Genomic DNA, 17080 nt, shown 5'->3' on the forward strand with positions numbered 1-17080 from the left:
TTTTTTAATCAGGCTGAACAATAAACAAATCTGCCTGTATGTGTGGCGCAAATGTACGATAGTATATTGAAAATAAAAAGCATTAGTGCGAGACGTACTTTTCTACAGGCATCCGGTTTTGTAAACTCCTGCCTAAAGTAAGCTCATCTGCATACTCCAGTTCGCCGCCAAACGAAATACCGCGGGCAATGGTGGTAACCTTTACACGGAAAGCTTCAATTTTCTTCTGTATGTAGTAAATGGTAGTGTCGCCCTGGATATTAGGGCTAAGTGCGAAGATCACTTCTTCCACATCGCCTTTTTGTATGCGCTGCACCAGTGTTTCAATATGCAACTGGTCGGGGCCTATGCCATCCAATGGCGAAATGATGCCACCTAATATATGATACAAACCATTGTATTGCTGGGTGCTTTCTACGGCAATTACATCACGTATGGTTTCCACCACGCATATGGTTTCTTTTTTGCGGGAAGGGTTGCCGCAGATATTACAGACGCTGCTATCGGAAATATTATGACAAACCGTACAAAACAGCACTTCCTTTTTCATTCTGTTAATAGCGCTGCTGAACCGTTGTACTTCTTCGGGACTTTGTTTAATGAGATGCAGGACCAGGCGCAGCGCCGTTTTTTTACCGATGCCGGGCAGGCGGGCAAATTCGTTAACCGCGTTTTCAAGTAAGGAAGAAGAAATTTGCATAGCGCAAAGATATAACAAGTTACAGGTTGCAGGGTGTGGTGCAAGATACACCTTGACGAAGGAAGGAACCAGTTAATTGGCTATAACATCAGCCGGAGGTTGTGCCGGCAGCTCGATGGTGATTTCGTTATCCCAGTTTGGCCGTACCGTATATTTTTTCCCATCGGAAACAATTTTTTCAGGCTGAAGCTTTAGCCAGTAGTTGCCGCTATCCCATTTACCATTATTATTGGTATCGTATAAAATGCGTATTTCATAATCGCCGGTATGGAATAATGTAAAATTCACGTCTTTGCCGGTCAGGGGCTGCGACTTTTCTATTTTATCGGTCTTATAAAAAACCAATACAATATGCTGTGCCGTATCGAGGTTCTGCAGCCGTATTCTTAACCTGCCATAGTCGCTGTTCTTTTTTGTTTTAAACCGTATGGTATCTGCCTTTGCCAGCTCTGTTCCGGAGGAATCTTTGGCTATATCTTTTTCCACTATCAGCCGAAATTCCTGCTCTTCTTTCCAGGGGTAGGTGAGCGTAAATAATTTATTTACAGAATCCGCCTTTACATGGTATCCGTTCACCGGATGAAATAAAGTATCGGTAAAACGGAGCTTAGTACTATCAAATGATTGCAGCGGTTCGCTGAAAGTAAGGGTTAAATCGCCGAGCAGATCCTGCTGGTTACTTTCGAGATTGGTACTATAGCTTAGCTTTTTTTCTTTCTTCGCAGCGGAGGGTTTTGCAGTGGCGCCGGCTCTTGCTCCCCCGGGTCTTTTTTCTTCGGGTACTTCGGCAAAAGCGTACAGCACAGGCCGTATATTATTATGGCCGATGATTAACGCACTATCGTAAAAGGCAAACAAGTCGCTGTTGCGCATGTACATTTTTTGCCCTCCCTGGTCTTTCAGCGCAAAAATAGTATAGCGGCCGGGTGCTATATTATGAAACGCAAAACGCCCTGCGCTGTCTAAACGCGTAAAATACCGGGGTTTTTCTTTTGATACCGCAGAATCTTCAAAATTGCGGTGCAGCATTACAATCAGGGTGCTGTCGGGCCGGCCTGTTTCGGCCACTGTTACTTTTCCCAGCAAGCTGCTGCTGTCAATATATTTACCGGTAGAAAATATATACGTGAACTGTTTTGCAGGGTTGCCTTCATTAATATCCTTTAATGCTTTTCCGAAATTAATGCTATAAGTAGTATTTTCTTCCAGGGTGTCTTTGATACGGATGGTAATTTCCTTAAGCTTTGCCTCAATGAGTGGCGACACTTTAGGTACGGGTGAAATAATCAGTTGCTCTTCGGGCCGTTCCAACTGAATATATTCGTCAAAGGCCAGTACTATTTTATTACCTGTAAAATTAAGTGTTGAATCTTTAGGCACAGCGCTCAGCATCACGGGTGGAAGAGAGTCACGCGGCCCGCCGGTAGGGGGTATAATTTGCGCGCAGCCCGATGTAAATACGAGCAATTTATAAAGGAGTAATATAGTAACAACGGCGCAGAATACTTTTTTCATTGATGTTTCGCTTATCCCTTTCAAATCTGCAAACTTAGCAGGTTTACAGCTTTTGCAGCGCATTGTTTTATTAATAATGACTTAAAATGAGGTATCAGGTGTCAGCGGGTAGCGGTTAGCTAAAAACTACTAACGATGGGCTTGGTACTCACGCCTCCCCTCTAACGTCTCAGCACCACTATTCACCCTGTCCGAACAGGGTTCATCCGGGCGGGGCTCTCAGGTATCAGCGTCATCCGCTTCCGGTGCATGAAGCGCTACGGCAAGATTATTGTTTTTTACAAAGCTGCACCACTCACAATCAGCTTTCCCGCAGCCTGTCTTAAATTCCTTACGCTGTATTTTCTGCCAGGTATCCGTTATCTGGTGTGTAACCGTTGTAATATCGGCATCTGTAATCAGTACTTTTTCTACTTTATATTCATCATTTACGGGTTCCAGAAAATCGAACTCCGTGCTTACTATTTCCCAGCCTTTATTAATGCTTTCGCTGAAATTGTCTAACAGAATTTTGTAAAACACGGCCTGCCGCCAGTAATCGCCCCCATTAGGTTCTTTTTCATTTGGTGTTACCAGTTTTTTGCGGGCGTTTTCGTATTTACCTGTTTTATAATCTACCACGTTTACCTGTTTGCCATTAAATTCCAGCTTATCCAGCTTTCCGTTAACAGGTACGTTCTGAACCACCACGTTGCGAACCGCTTTTTCGGCGATGATCACTTTTGTCCACCGGTTAATATGGTAATCATAATAGGCAGGCAATATCTTCTCTCCATATGCTGATCTTCTTTTATACTCCTCCGGGGTAAACGCTTCCCGGTTTACATGCATAAAAAATGTGAAGTCTGCCAGCATAGCTTCTTTACCGGGAAAGATGTCGTTATTGTTCTTCATTTTTTTGAAGAGCATTTCAACGGCATAATGTACAGCGCTGCCAAAAGTCATGTTCTCATTTTTTGCCGCAGGCACCCTGATTAAATTCTGGTAATAAAACTTTAGGGGGCAATTGAGGTAATTGTTGAGATGCGTTACGCTTAGCGTGTATTTTTTTAATAGCTGATCAATGTATTCCTCTTCCATCAATGCAATTTCCGGTTTGGCTTTTTCGGCAAACTGAAGCGCCAGGTATGCTGTAAGCAGCTCGTCCGGAACCTGCTTTTGTATAGATGGCAATGTTGCACCCTCCTGTATTTCGGTAACAAAGCTACTGCGTACCTGCTCCTTATCTTTAGCGTTTTTTAAGGCATACGAAATATTTAAATGCATTTTAGCACGCGTTATAGCTACATAAAACAACCGCCTGCTTTCTTCCAGGCTTGCAGGAATATTGGTATGGCTGACAAGGTTATCGGGTAACTTATAGGACTTGTTACCGGCTTTGGTATCATCCCATATATCCCTGGTAGCGCCAATAACAAAAACATGTGCGTATTCCGAACCTTTGGAACCATGTGCAGTAACCAAATTTACACCCTCTTCCGCAGCATTAACTTTGTGCAATGAAATACCCAGCCTGTTTTTCCGCATCGTTTCGATATTGATCAGCAGTTCATGGAGGTTAAGCGTGGGATTGTGTTTGGTTTCTTCCTTTATAAAACTAAAGAAAGCATTCAGCACCTGCATGAGCCAGGGTTTTTCGGGGCTTTGCATGATAAAGGAAAGTATTCCCGCTTTTTGGATCACCAGTTCAAACAGGTGCTGCAGGGTTACATTGCCTGACGCTTTTAACAGGCTTTCCAGGGTGTCGCTTATTTCTTTAAAGGAATAACCATTGGATTGGTTAAACAGATCGGCACGGGGTACCGTCATTTCCGACAATAATCTGCGGATAGCATATACATCATCCTTATTACTCCTGTTTTTAGCATTTACCGCAACGCTTAGTTTGGCTATATCCAATGGCGGCAACCTGAAAAAGCTCGTATGCAGCAATTGAAACAAAATATCATCGGCGCTGTAAGGGATATAGTTTTCTTTGTCAATCCAGGTTAGCAGGCTAATGATATTATTGATAAAGGGCAGTTGCAGGATGTCTGCCTTTCTTTTTATATTCACCGGAATTTTCTTCGCTTCTAACAACGTAATCATTTCAGCTACCTGGGCATGATTACGATAGATTACGGCTATTTCGCTGCCGCGCATTCCCTGCTGTATCAGCGCTTCAATTTGTAATACCACATCAATCGCTTCCTGGGCGCTGTTAGCATATTCATATATACGGGGCTCAATAGCCAGTCCCCGGAGATTATTGTTAGCCGATATAAGCGGATCGCTATTTTCTATAGAATCTGTACGTGTATTATTATTACGGATAAGCGTATGCGCCGTATTTAATATATTTTGTACAGAACGGTAATTATGCGTGAGGGTAATTTTTACAATACTGCCTGCATATCTTTCTTCAAACGCTATTATATTTTGCACATTGGCATCCTGGAAAGAAAATATGCTCTGGTCAGGATCTCCCACCACAAACACATTCGGATCGTTCCAGTAACCGGTAAGATACTGCAATAGCAGGTTTTGTCCGCGGCTGGTATCCTGGAACTCGTCTACAAGAAAATACTGAAACCTTTCCTGGTAATCTAACAGCATATGCTTATTATTTGCGAAGGCATCCAGCACCCACAAAATCATATCATCAAAATTATAACGTCCCGCTTCCAGCATCAGCTGGTTATACCGCGGATAAAGATTCACCGCGGCGCGCAGCATTTCCATCTTTTGGGTTTCTTCCGCAATAGCTCCGGGTTTTTCATCTCCCGCCTTAAATTCCTTAAATTTTCTTTTATAATAAAACCCTTCTTTTTGGGGTAGCTCCTTTATATAATTATCTATGCGTTCATTCAAATATTCAGGCGTCCACGCTTCCTTCTTCATCAGGCGGTACAATTCCTTTAGCCTGTCTTTCTCATAATATACTTCCCCCCTGAAACGCTTCAATATATTATCCTTTTCAATGCTGTCTATTAATGTATAAAAGAGGTCAATTTCTTCCAGGTCGCCTATAGGTTCCAGGTTCAGCTTACCGAACCAGGTAAGGTTATCCTGTATTACTTCGTTGCAAAAAGAATGGAAAGTGTGTATCTGGATTTTATAGGCGGTGCTTCCAGCAATTTTGAGTAACCGGTTGCGCATTTCCACAGCACCGTTATCAGTATAGGTAAGACAAAGAATATTACCTGCATCAATATCGGTTTGCTGCAATATATGGGCAATGCGTAATGCCAGTATTTGCGTTTTACCGGTGCCGGGGCCTGCATTTACAATAACCGGTCCTTCAATCGTATCAACCGCTTTGCGTTGCTGTTCATTGAGCCTATTGTATTCTTCCCTGAATTTTATTTGCAGTTTTTCTTTTGAAAATGACATGAACCAAAGTTAACCAATGAATAGTTGTAACATAAGTTTACTAATACTAAACTTATTGTATATAACCACTTTGCGGTATAGGCCGGTATTTGTGTTTATAATACATTTACTTTGTTGCATTGCACACTATAGCCGTTGGTACCAATTGAACAGCACAATCCGATTTCGGAAGGATAGGATTAAATAGCTGAAAATACAACTTCTTACCGTAAAGCCTACTATTTACAGAAAAGCCGCATCATTTCTATTTGCGGCTTTACTGCATTTATGCGTTTATCAAAGTACCCGGTACAACTTACCCGGGTATCCGGCTGATGTATTTTTCAATTTGTTTGATCTGGTCTACCACCTGTGCGGTTGAAGGTTTTAGTTCTTTGGCCCGGCGGAAATAATCCTTGGCAGCACGGAATTCCCGCTTGTTAATAAATATCTGGCACATTTGCAGGTAGGCGGCAGCCGTATTTTCCTTATCGGGCAATCCTACCCGGATGGCTTTGCGGATATATTCTTCTGCCTGCCGCATATTGCTTTTTTGCATGGCTATAGTACCCAACTGGAAGTAAGCAGCTCCTTCGGTTTCTTTCATGGGCATTCCCAGGCTGAGGCTCTTTTTCATCATAATTTCCGCGCCGTCAAAATCCTGCTTAAACATGGCCAGGTTCGATTTCAAAAAATAATATACACTGCGAACGGGTTTGATGAGCAGGTTAGGGAAACGGATGGAATCTAATATTTTTTGAGCTCCGTCAATATCCCCGTCTTCCATATAACCCTGTATCAGGCGCATGGGGCCAAACAAAAAATGACTCACAATGGCTACTAACGCAACAAGATATAAAGCAAATGCCGGCCAAAATCCGGAGGAAATATTTACCACAACGGCCAAAGCCAGTGCTAAAAACCCCAGGGGCAGCCTGTATTTAATCAATAAGGTGTAAAACTTCATACGCACATTTTAGGACGGCAAAGATAGGGTTTAAGGAGGATGCGGGTTACGAAAATTTGCCTCTGCCGCCATAGGGCAAATGACATATTGAATGATCGTATTTCAATATGTCAGTTCCTGTCAGCATTGATCTTCAGCCAGTACCCGTTGGGCTGGCGCAGTCATATCTGGTTTATGCCATCCCCCCCGTTTACTGATGGTCATTTGTTCCCCGTTCACTTTTTCCAAAGCAAAACAGGTAATAACAGAAATGAAAGTAGTAAAATAAGGAGTTAAAATGACCGGAAACTGTTATTTTTGCGCCCTGCTATAAACCGGCTGACAGCAGTTGCTAAAAACTGGTTTCATAGTTTACCCCGCAGGCAAAGCGGCCCGGTAGTTCAATGGATAGAATAGAAGTTTCCTAAACTTTAGATACAAGTTCGATTCTTGTCCGGGCTACTTTGCTGATGCGGAACTCCACTTTAGATGCACCCGCCCATGCCGGACTGTACGTTGGGGTTAGAGTTCTATTTTTGCCGCGACTACATCACCGGAAAGGTTGCAATTTATTGTTGCTTTTACAATTTTCCATTTCGTTAAACCACATTTCCAGTGGGAGTAATCTTCTCAAAGCTCATTTCATAATTATTCAAAATAAGAAAGGAAAAGTTGAGCTATTGAAGAAACAACCGGATAAGGCGAAATAATCAAGATTCTTCTTATTGAATATATTTGAATCACCCGAAGCGGGTCTTTTGTAAGGCCTTACTGGAATAAATAAATATATTTGATCATCTTAAAACCACGAATAGTACCCCTTAATAATGTCACAGTAATATAGATTCCTGAAAACGATTGATGAAGAATGAATTTAACCCCATACCACGCTAAATATTTTGCTTATGAACTCACCAAAAGAAGTTCATCGGATAGTATGCAGAAATTGGCCGCTACTTTAGTTGATGCGCAGGTTGACCTAAACCCCCACCAGGTAGAAGCGGCATTATTTGCATTTCGTTCACCACTTTCTAAAGGTGCTATACTGGCCGATGAAGTAGGGTTAGGAAAAACCATTGAAGCGGGTTTGGTTATATCTCAAAAATGGGCAGAATGCAAAAGGAAAATCTTAATAATTACACCTGCTAACCTGCGTAAGCAATGGAGCCAGGAGTTACAGGATAAGTTCTTTCTACCCTCATTTATTTTAGAAGCCAAATTATTCAATGATTATATAAAAAAGGGTAACCTCAATCCATTTGACCATCACGAAATAATCATTTGCTCCTATCAATTTGCAAGAACTAAAGAAGCATACGTAAAATTAATCAATTGGGATCTTGCTGTTGTTGACGAAGCTCACAGGCTTAGGAACGTGTACAAGACAAATAATAAAATTGCCCGTTCCATAAAATCATCCTTGGAAGAAGCTCCAAAGATTTTGCTCACAGCTACACCATTGCAGAATTCTTTATTAGAGCTATATGGTCTTGTAAGCATCATTGATGATTATGCGTTTGGCGATTTAAAAAGCTTTAAAGCCCAATATAGCCGTGTTACAAGTACTGCTGATGCAGATGCTTTCACAGAACTCAAGGAGCGTTTGAAACCTGTTTGTAAGCGTACTCTTCGCAGGCAGGTATTGGAGTATATCCGGTACACCAACAGAATTGCATTGGTTGAAGAATTTTATCCAACCGAAGAAGAGCAACGCTTATATGACCTGGTTTCTAATTACCTGCAGGAGGAAAATTTATATGCATTACCGGCAGGGCAACGCAAGTTAATGACTTTAATACTTCGCCGGTTGCTGGCATCCTCAACTTTTGCCATTTCAGGTACCTTAGAGGGGTTAGTCCAAAAATTAGAAAGTATAATTACCAACAATACAAGTGTTGATACAGAAGAAATTATTTCCGAAAACTTTGAAACATTTGACGAACTAAAAGATGAGTGGTTAGAGGACGGAGAAGAAGAAAATACAGAAGGTTCATTTTCAGAGGCTGATATTGTCAATATTAAAACAGAAATAAACGCGCTCAAAGAGTTTGAGATGCTTGCAAAATCCATTCACCGGAACTCTAAGGGAGAAAAATTGTTTACAGCCCTTGAAAAAGGATTTAAAGAAATGGAGCGCTTAAATGCGCCACGCAAAGCAATTATTTTTACTGAAAGTACAAGAACACAAATTTATTTACGCAACATTTTAGAAGAAAGAGGATTTGCCGGCAAGGTTGTTTTATTCAATGGCTCTAATACCGACCCTAAATCACGGGAAATTTATGCCGTATGGGCAGCAAAGTATAAAGACACTGATAAGGCAACCGGCTCCCGTTCCGCTGATATAAGAGCAGCCTTAGTTGATTACTTTAGGGATGAAGCAACTATAATGATTGCAACCGAGGCTGCAGCCGAAGGTATCAACTTGCAATTTTGTTCTTTAATCATTAATTACGATATGCCCTGGAATCCTCAACGGATTGAGCAGCGGATCGGCCGCTGCCATCGTTACGGGCAAAAGTTTGATGTGGTAGTGGTTAACTTTTTAAACAAAGCAAACGCAGCGGATGTAAGGGTTTATGAATTATTAAGAGATAAGTTTCAATTATTCAACGGTGTATTTGGGGCAAGTGATGAGGTTTTGGGCAGCATTGAAAATGGGGTTGACTTTGAAAAAAGAATAGCTAAAATTTACCAGGATTGCCGGACACATGAGCAAATAACCATTGCATTTAACGAACTGCAAGCAGATTTGGAAGGCAATATTTCAAATGCTATGCAAACAACAAGGCAGCAGTTACTAGAAAACTTTGATGAAGAGGTACACGAAAAATTGAGGATTAATTTGCAGGAAAGCTCAGCGTATCTTTCCCGATACGAAAAATGGCTTTGGGATATTACAAAGTTTTATTTGAACGATGATGCGGATTTTGCACCCCATGAACATTCCTTCACGCTAAAGCGTAATCCTTTTCCTGCCGGCAAAATACATTCAGGGCCTTATAGAATAGGTAAAGCCATTGATGATGCAAATGTTTACCGCATCGGGCATCCCTTAGCCCAAAATATTATTGGAGCCTGCAAAGAAACCCAATTAGGAGATGTTGAATTGGTATTTGACTATACGAACTCGGGTATAAAAATTACAACACTTGAAAAGTTTATAGGGCAAAGCGGATATATGATCGGAAATGTTGTAAGCATCACAACTTTTGAAGAAGAAGAGTTTGTTCAGTTGCTTGCAATAACAGAAGATGAAAGTATTTTAGATACGCATGTATGTGAAAGATTTTTTTCTTTGCCCGCAAATATTGTGGAACAAGTGCAGGAAATACCCACCATATCAGAAAATCGCTTAACTGATGCAATGGCATTACAACAAAATACCATTATTGATGAAGTGGGTCAGCGTAATGCCAATTATTTTGAAATAGAATTGGATAAGTTAGATAAATGGGGCGAGGATAGGAGAAATTCTTTAAAAGTAGCATTGAAAGAATTAGACCAGCAAATAAAAGAAATAAAGAAGCAAACAAGATTAGCGCCCAACTTACCGGAAAAGCTCAAACTGGAAAAAGAGCGAAAAAAATTAGAAACGGAAAGGGATGCAGCATGGAAAGAATATGATGGTGCGGCAAAAGAGATAGAACAGAATAAAGACCTGTTGATAGATAAAGTAGAAAAACGTTTAAAACAGCATGTGAAAGAAGAACGATTGTTTCGTTTCAGGTGGACGTTAATTTAAAATAGTAAAACCTTTATGGCAGAAATACAAAAACAGGAATTAACCTCAATGGATATTAAACTGGCGCAGCTACAAAAGCTGAAAGCGCTTTTTCCTGAAGTATTTACAGAAGGATTGAAAGTAGATTGGGATAAGCTACGCTTAACATTAGGTAACGATGCTGTAGATACAGGCAAAGAACGCTACGGCATGAATTGGCCGGGCAAAGCTGACTGTTTTAAAACCATACAGCAGCCAAGCATAGCAACACTTATACCTGCCAGGGAGGAAAGCATTGACTTTGATACAACCCAAAACCTTTTTATTGAAGGCGATAACTTAGAAGTATTGAAGCTGCTGCAAAAAAGCTATTTGGGAAAGATAAAGATGATATATATAGACCCTCCTTATAATACCGGTAATGAATTTATTTATCCCGACAACTATAGTGAAACCCTTGATACCTATTTAGAATACACTGGGCAGATTGATGGTGAAGGCAGAAAGTTTGCAACCAATACGGAAACGGATGGCAGGTTTCATAGTAAATGGATGAATATGATGTATCCACGATTATTCTTAGCAAAAAACTTGCTTAAAGACGATGGATTGCTATTCATATCAATTGATGATCATGAAATGACTAATCTTAGAATTTTATGTAATGAAATTTTTGGCGAAGAAAATTTTATTGCACAAATAATATGGCAAAAGAAAACATCTCCTGACGCGAGAACAGTTATTAGTGCAGCACATGATTATATTTTATTGTTTGCAAAAAATGCAGAAACAATAAAAAAATCAATAAAACATTTGCCTTTGGATGACGAGCGTAAAGCCGATTACTCAAACCCCGATAATGACGAGAGAGGTGATTGGGCATCCGTTGATTTAACGGGTCAGGTCGGGAGGGCACCTAAGAGCCAGTTTTATACTATAAAGTCACCTAGTGGGAATGAGTTTCCTCCTCCAGAAGGTAGATGTTGGGCTTTAGCTGAAAAGACCTTTTATGATTTATTAAATGATAACCGTATTTGGTTTGGCAAAGATGGAAATTCGCGGCCGAGGTTAAAAAAATTCCTTTCAGATGTTGAAGGTGTCAGACCTTGGACGTGGTGGGATAATAAAACAGTTGGCCATAATCAAGAAGGTAATCAGGAAGTTAAGAAATTATTTAATAATGAGTTGGTTTTTGACAACCCAAAGCCTACACGCCTAATTAAACGTATTTTGGATATAAGCACAAGTGATTCCGATATTATTCTTGATTTTTTTGGCGGTTCTGGCTCTACTGCACATGCGATAATCGAAAAAAATATTGAAGATGATTCAGACAGGAGATTTATTATTGTTCAACTTCCAGAAGTATTGAAAGATGATGCCGGTTCTTTCAAAGCATTTGCTAATGCAAAAAAAATGGGTTATAAAACTATTTCTGAAGTTAGCAAAGAAAGAATACGAAGAGTAATATCAGAATCGAAAAAAAAACTTGCAATATCTAAATCTAAAAGTGAGGGAGAGTTGTTTACCAATAATGATGAGAAGCTAAAAATTGATTTGGGCTTCAGGGCATATAAACTGGCTCCATCCAATTTCAAAGTTTGGGATGCTACTTTGGAAAAAGAACCGGAAGCCATTCAACAAAAATTATTTGACCACATTAACCATATTTCCCCGGAAGCGCAGCAGGAAGCCATATTGTATGAATTATTGCTGAAAAGTGGTTTTGAGCTCACTACTCCTATTGAAATAGTAAGCCTTGCGGGCAAAACAGTTTTCAGCATTGCCGAAGGCCAATTGCTGATCTGCCTGGAAAAAGAACTAACCCATGATTGTATAAAAGCAATGGCAGAAAAACAACCATCGAGGGTTATCTGTTTAGATGAGGCATTCACAGGCACTAATGCCGATGCATTAAAAACGAATGCGGTGCAAATAATGAAAAGCAAAGGTGTGATAAATTTCAGAACCGTGTAATATGGAAAACAGGCAACTGTCATTATTCGATAAATATGGGTTCCCGATATTTTCGGCTCTGTCGGAGCTGTTTTCTGATCATGAAACGGATGAGCTGGAATACAAAGCTGCCCAGGGCGGCTTTCCAACCGACTTCTGGAAAACATATTCAGCCTTTGCCAATACCAATGGCGGCATCGTAATATTGGGCGTAAAAGAAAGAAAAGGTATATTTCAAATAGAGGGATTGCAGGATGATAGAATAGCAGCATACAAAAAATTGTTTTGGGATGGCGCTAATAATCCTGTTACCGTAAGTGTTAACCTGATGACGGAAGCCGATGTGAAACACTTTTCCGTAGAAGGGAAGCTGCTGATGGCATTTAGAGTTCCTGCGGCTACCCGAACACAGCGGCCGGTTTTTCTTACCCGTAATCCTTTTGAGAATACGTATAAGCGCAATCATGAGGGCGATTACAAATGCACCAACGAAGAGGTGCGAAGGATGCTGGCTGATGCAGATTTAAATCATCATCCCGACAGTCGTGTGCTGCAGGGGTTTTCAATAGATGACCTGGACGAACAAAGCGTCCGGCAATACCGGCAACTTTTTGCCGCTGCCCGGCCCGGGCATGCCTGGCTTGTGTTGGAAGATAAAGAATTGCTGATCCAGTTAGGGGCCTACCGGAAAGACCGGAAGTCAAAATTAGAAGGCCCCACCGTTGCAGGTATACTGATGTTGGGAAAAGGCATCAGCGTAACCGATCCGGAATGCTGTCCTAATTTTTTTCCTGATTTCAGGGAACTGCTGAGCACAAACCCCCAGATACGATGGACAGACCGTATTTACCCGGATGGCTCATGGGAAGCAAACCTTTTTCAATTTTACCGTAGGGTATGGCCAAGGCTTTCATCGAGCCTGCCAAAACCTTTTCAGCTAAAAAAAGGAGTAAGGCAGGATGAAACACCTGCACACACCGCGTTAAGGGAGGCTTTTGTAAACGCGCTTATACATACCGACTATTCGGCGCCGGGAAATATAATCATTGAACAACGCACCGATACTTTCAGGTTTTCCAATCCGGGCACTTTATTGGTTTCCATACAGCAGTACTATCATGGGGGCATAAGCGAATGCAGAAATACAAGCATTCAAAAAATGTTTTTAATGATAGGAAGCGCGGAAAAGGCGGGAAGCGGCGTAAATAAAATAATGGCGGGATGGGAATATGCACATTGGCGAACGCCTTATTTGTCTGTTGAATCGCAGCCCGACCGGCTTAGTCTTGAGCTTCCTATGTTTAGTATCCTGCCCGAAGAAACCTTGCAGGAATTAAGGCATTTGTTTGGCGACCAGGTTGATTCTTTGGGCAAGGACGAGCTTACCATATTAGCAGCCTGCCACATTGAGGGCGAAATTACCAATAGCCGGTTACAGTTTATGATTGCCCGGCACAGAACAGACATTACTAAGATCTTGCAGGAACTCTGTAAATCCGGTTACTTACAATCCGACAATAAAAACCGGTGGACAACTTATCACCTGAGTGCCGACTATAAACGCGATATTTTACACCCAAACATGGACACCTCTGGTGAAAACATGGACAGTTCCGGTGAAAACATGGATACCTCTGGAGGAAACATGGACAGTTCCGGGAAAAACATGGATACTTCCACGGAAAATATGGACAGCTCCGCAGGAACTATGGACACTTCAAAACGTAAAAAGTGGCTTTCTAAACCCGAACTCGAAAAATTAATTATCAGCGCAGTTCATGATCAGCCAAAGTCGTTGGAAGAAATTGCAGGTATTGTAGGTAAAACTGCCAAGTATCTTAAAAACACAATAGTGCCTGAGATGATAAAAGAACAAAAACTGGAAATGTTATATCCCGACAGTCCAAACCACCCCTACCAAAAATACAAGGCTAAGTGATGAAAATAAAATTTGACAGCACACAGGCATACCAAATACAGGCAGTCAATAGTTTTATTGATTTGTTTGATGGCCAGCCTTTGCAGCAGGCAGATTATACCATAGAAATAAACCCAACTGAAGAAACAACACAAACCAGCATGTTCCGTAGTGAAATGGGCATAGGTAATAATCTTGTGCTAAGTCGCGATGCGATATTCAAAAATCTCCGGCTTGTACAGGAAAAAAATGATTTAGATCCTGCAACCCACGAAGATTTTGATAAGAACGGGTTAAATTTTTCGGTTGAAATGGAAACCGGAACAGGCAAAACTTATGTGTACCTGCGAACCATTTTTGAGCTGAGTCAAAAATACGGGTTTAAAAAATTTATTATCGTTGTGCCAGGCGTAGCCATCAGGGAGGGCACCCTGAAGAATATAGAAATAACAGCCGACCATTTTAGGGCACTATACAATAACATAGCATTTGAACATTTTGTATATGACAGTAAGAAGGCTAATCGTTTACGGCAGTTTGCCACCAGCAACCAATTACAGATAATGATCATTAATATTGACGCCTTTAATAAGGATACCAATATTTTTAACCAGGAACGTAACCAGCTTAATGGTTTTAGTCCAAGAGAATTCATCAATGCAGTTCGCCCCTTTGTGTTGATTGATGAACCCCAAAGTGTAGATAATACTACAAAAGCACAGGAAGCAATAAAATCATTAAACCCTATTGCCATATTCCGTTTTTCCGCTACGCATAAAAACCTGTATAATCTTATCTACAAATTGGATCCTGTAAAAGCTTATGAATTAGGATTGGTAAAACAAATAGTGGTTGCTTCGGTAACAGGTGTAAATGCTCAAAATGATGCTTATATAAAATTGCTGGAAGTAAATAACAAAGCTGGCATAAAAGCAAAAATCCGTTTGCAGGTTCAGGGTAATGCGGGTGTAAAAGAGAAAGACATTTGGGTAAAACAAAATGCAGACCTGTTCGAGTTGTCAAACGAAAGGGAATCGTATAAAAACGGATTTGAAGTATTGGATATAAGTGCGGAACCGGGTAATGAGTTTATTGATTTTACTTCAGGCAGATTATATGCGGGGCAAGAAAGAGGTGGCATAACGGAAGATTTGGTGGAAGTGCAGATTAAGAATACCATCAAAAAGCATTTGGATAAAGAACTGCAATTAAAAGGCAAGGGCATAAAAGTATTGAGCCTGTTCTTTGTAGATAAGGTGATCAATTATCGGGTTTACGGTGCCGATGGAAAAGCGTCTCCGGGGAAATATGCAGCATTGTTTGAACAACACTATAACGAACTCATTAAACTGCCGCAATACCAGGAACTAAATATTTTTCCTGTTGACAAAATACACGATGGCTATTTTTCAGCAGATAAGAAAGGTGTGTACAAAGACACCAACGGAAACACCCAGGCAGATGATGACACCTACGCAAAAATTATGCGTAATAAGGAGCAACTGCTTTCGATGGATGAACCATTGAAGTATATTTTTTCACATTCGGCATTAAGAGAAGGATGGGATAACCCTAATGTATTTCAGATTTGTGTTTTAAGAGAGGTAGGAAGCACTAAAGAGCGGAGGCAAACGTTGGGCAGGGGGTTAAGGTTGCCTGTAAATCAAATCGGCGAAAGGGTAAAGGATGAAAATATTAATAAGCTCACTGTTATAGCAAGGGAGAGTTATACTGATTTTGCAAGCGGTTTACAAAAAGAATATGAAGAAGACTGCGGCGTTACTTTCGGCAAAGTACCTAAGCTTGCCTTTGCAAAGCTTACGGAAACAATTGGCGATGAAGATAAAATGCTTGGCAGAGATAAGAGCGAAAGCATCTGGGCGGCACTAATCAGTAATGGGTTTATTGATGATACCGGAAAAATTCAACGAGCATTCAATCCGGCAAAAGCAGGTTTTACTTTAATGCTGCCAGATAGTTTTGCAGTGGCAGAGCATGAGATTATTGACATCTTACAATCATACCAGCTAAACAGGTATATAAAGGAAGATACAGCACCAAAACGGTTAAAGCTAAACAAGGAAATATTCCTTGACCCTGAATTTGAAAACCTTTGGAAAAGAATTAGCCACCGTACTACTTACGAGGTTGATTACTCAACTGGTACCTTAATTGCCAATGCAATTAAGGCGATAACAACAATGGATAAAATTGAAGCCACAAAAGTTTCCTATCGTGAGGCCGAACTGGATATAGATATAGCGGGTATAACGATGCAGGAAACCAGGGCCAACTACCACACTTTAAACTATTCAGGAAGTATACCGGATATCCTTGGATACCTGCAAAAAGAAACGGAATTAACGAGAAGCACATTAGTAAAAATATTGTCAGGCAGTAACAGGTTAAAAGAGTTTGCAATCAATCCTCAAAAGTTTATGGATGCCACTGCAGTGATCATAAAAAGAGAGTTATACAGACTGATGATTGACGGCATTAAATATGAGAAGCTGATAGCCGGAAAAACAGAATGGAGTATGCAGTTAATCAGAGATGAAGAATTAAAAGACTATTTTGAACAGTCATTAAAAGTAAATAAATCGGTATACGACAGTGTAATATATGATAGCGAAATAGAAAGAAAATTTGCAGAAGAGTTAGATAAAAGAAAAGATATAAAATTATTTGTAAAGCTACCTTCGTTTTTTAAAGTAGAAACGCCCATAGGTACATATAATCCTGATTGGGCGATAGTAAAACATGATGATGATACCATTTATTTAGTAAGGGAAACAAAGAGTACAAAAAATTATGAGAAGCTAAGAAATTCTGAAGCAGACAAAATAAAATGCGGACGTAAACACTTTGAAGCAATCGGGGCAGATTTTGATGTGGTTACTAATTCAGGTGAGGTTTAAGTCAATAACGACAAACCATTGAGTACAACCAGAGCTGTATATGAGCTGTACG

Annotated in this window: 8 protein-coding genes and 1 tRNA gene; 5 read left to right on the forward strand and 4 right to left on the reverse strand. The window is 40.5% G+C overall.

Annotated features, from left to right (window positions below; translation table 11 throughout):
* Positions 1-82: 82 nt before the first annotated feature.
* From recR to VL121_RS10480, 4 genes are all read right to left on the reverse strand, one after another.
* Positions 83-700, reverse strand: coding sequence for a recombination mediator RecR (recR, locus tag VL121_RS10465; protein ID WP_325404944.1), 618 nt, complete (start codon positions 698-700; stop codon positions 83-85).
* Positions 701-772: 72 nt separating this feature from the next.
* Positions 773-2215, reverse strand: coding sequence for an Ig-like domain-containing domain (locus tag VL121_RS10470; RefSeq protein ID WP_325404947.1), 1443 nt, complete (start codon positions 2213-2215; stop codon positions 773-775).
* 219 nt (positions 2216-2434) lie between these two features.
* Entirely contained in the window at positions 2435-5587 is a 3153-nt protein-coding gene (locus VL121_RS10475) for an ATP-dependent helicase (RefSeq protein WP_325404949.1), read from the reverse strand.
* Positions 5588-5882: 295 nt separating this feature from the next.
* Positions 5883-6533 carry a tetratricopeptide repeat protein gene (locus VL121_RS10480; RefSeq protein WP_324555434.1) on the reverse strand — a complete coding sequence of 217 codons (651 nt, stop codon included), beginning with the start codon at positions 6531-6533 and terminating at the stop codon, positions 5883-5885.
* A gap of 369 nt (positions 6534-6902) precedes the next feature.
* Here VL121_RS10480 and VL121_RS10485 point away from each other — a divergent pair.
* The 5 genes from VL121_RS10485 to VL121_RS10505 all read left to right on the forward strand — a co-directional run bounded on the left by VL121_RS10485 (position 6903) and on the right by VL121_RS10505 (position 17028).
* Positions 6903-6974: transfer RNA gene (locus tag VL121_RS10485), tRNA-Arg, on the forward strand.
* 406 nt (positions 6975-7380) lie between these two features.
* Positions 7381-10257, forward strand: a complete 2877-nt coding sequence (locus tag VL121_RS10490; protein ID WP_325404952.1) for an SNF2-related protein — start codon at positions 7381-7383, stop codon at positions 10255-10257.
* Between the two features lie 15 nt (positions 10258-10272).
* Positions 10273-12213 carry a site-specific DNA-methyltransferase gene (locus tag VL121_RS10495; protein ID WP_325404954.1) on the forward strand — a complete coding sequence of 647 codons (1941 nt, stop codon included), beginning with the start codon at positions 10273-10275 and terminating at the stop codon, positions 12211-12213.
* A 1-nt stretch (position 12214) separates the two neighbouring features.
* Positions 12215-14131: an RNA-binding domain-containing protein gene (locus VL121_RS10500; protein WP_325404956.1), complete on the forward strand. Its 1917-nt coding sequence runs from the start codon at positions 12215-12217 to the stop codon at positions 14129-14131.
* Positions 14131-17028, forward strand: coding sequence for a restriction endonuclease (locus VL121_RS10505; protein ID WP_325404958.1), 2898 nt, complete (start codon positions 14131-14133; stop codon positions 17026-17028). The genes VL121_RS10500 and VL121_RS10505 overlap by 1 nt, the downstream gene beginning before the upstream one ends.
* Positions 17029-17080 lie beyond the last annotated feature (52 nt).

The sequence above is a fragment of the Agriterribacter sp. genome (assembly GCF_035497235.1).
In the GTDB taxonomy this organism is placed as follows: domain Bacteria; phylum Bacteroidota; class Bacteroidia; order Chitinophagales; family Chitinophagaceae; genus Agriterribacter.

Bases quoted from the DNA above. Each gene is read 5' to 3' on its own strand.
- VL121_RS10470 (WP_325404947.1), bottom strand. From the start codon at position 2,215: ATGAAAAAAGTATTCTGCGCCGTTGTTACTATATTACTCCTTTATAAA.
- VL121_RS10480 (WP_324555434.1), bottom strand. From the start codon at position 6,533: ATGAAGTTTTACACCTTATTGATTAAATACAGGCTGCCCCTGGGGTTT.
- VL121_RS10490 (WP_325404952.1), top strand. From the start codon at position 7,381: ATGAATTTAACCCCATACCACGCTAAATATTTTGCTTATGAACTCACC.
- VL121_RS10475 (WP_325404949.1), bottom strand. From the start codon at position 5,587: ATGTCATTTTCAAAAGAAAAACTGCAAATAAAATTCAGGGAAGAATAC.
- recR (WP_325404944.1), bottom strand. From the start codon at position 700: ATGCAAATTTCTTCTTCCTTACTTGAAAACGCGGTTAACGAATTTGCC.
- VL121_RS10500 (WP_325404956.1), top strand. From the start codon at position 12,215: ATGGAAAACAGGCAACTGTCATTATTCGATAAATATGGGTTCCCGATA.
- VL121_RS10495 (WP_325404954.1), top strand. From the start codon at position 10,273: ATGGCAGAAATACAAAAACAGGAATTAACCTCAATGGATATTAAACTG.
- VL121_RS10505 (WP_325404958.1), top strand. From the start codon at position 14,131: ATGAAAATAAAATTTGACAGCACACAGGCATACCAAATACAGGCAGTC.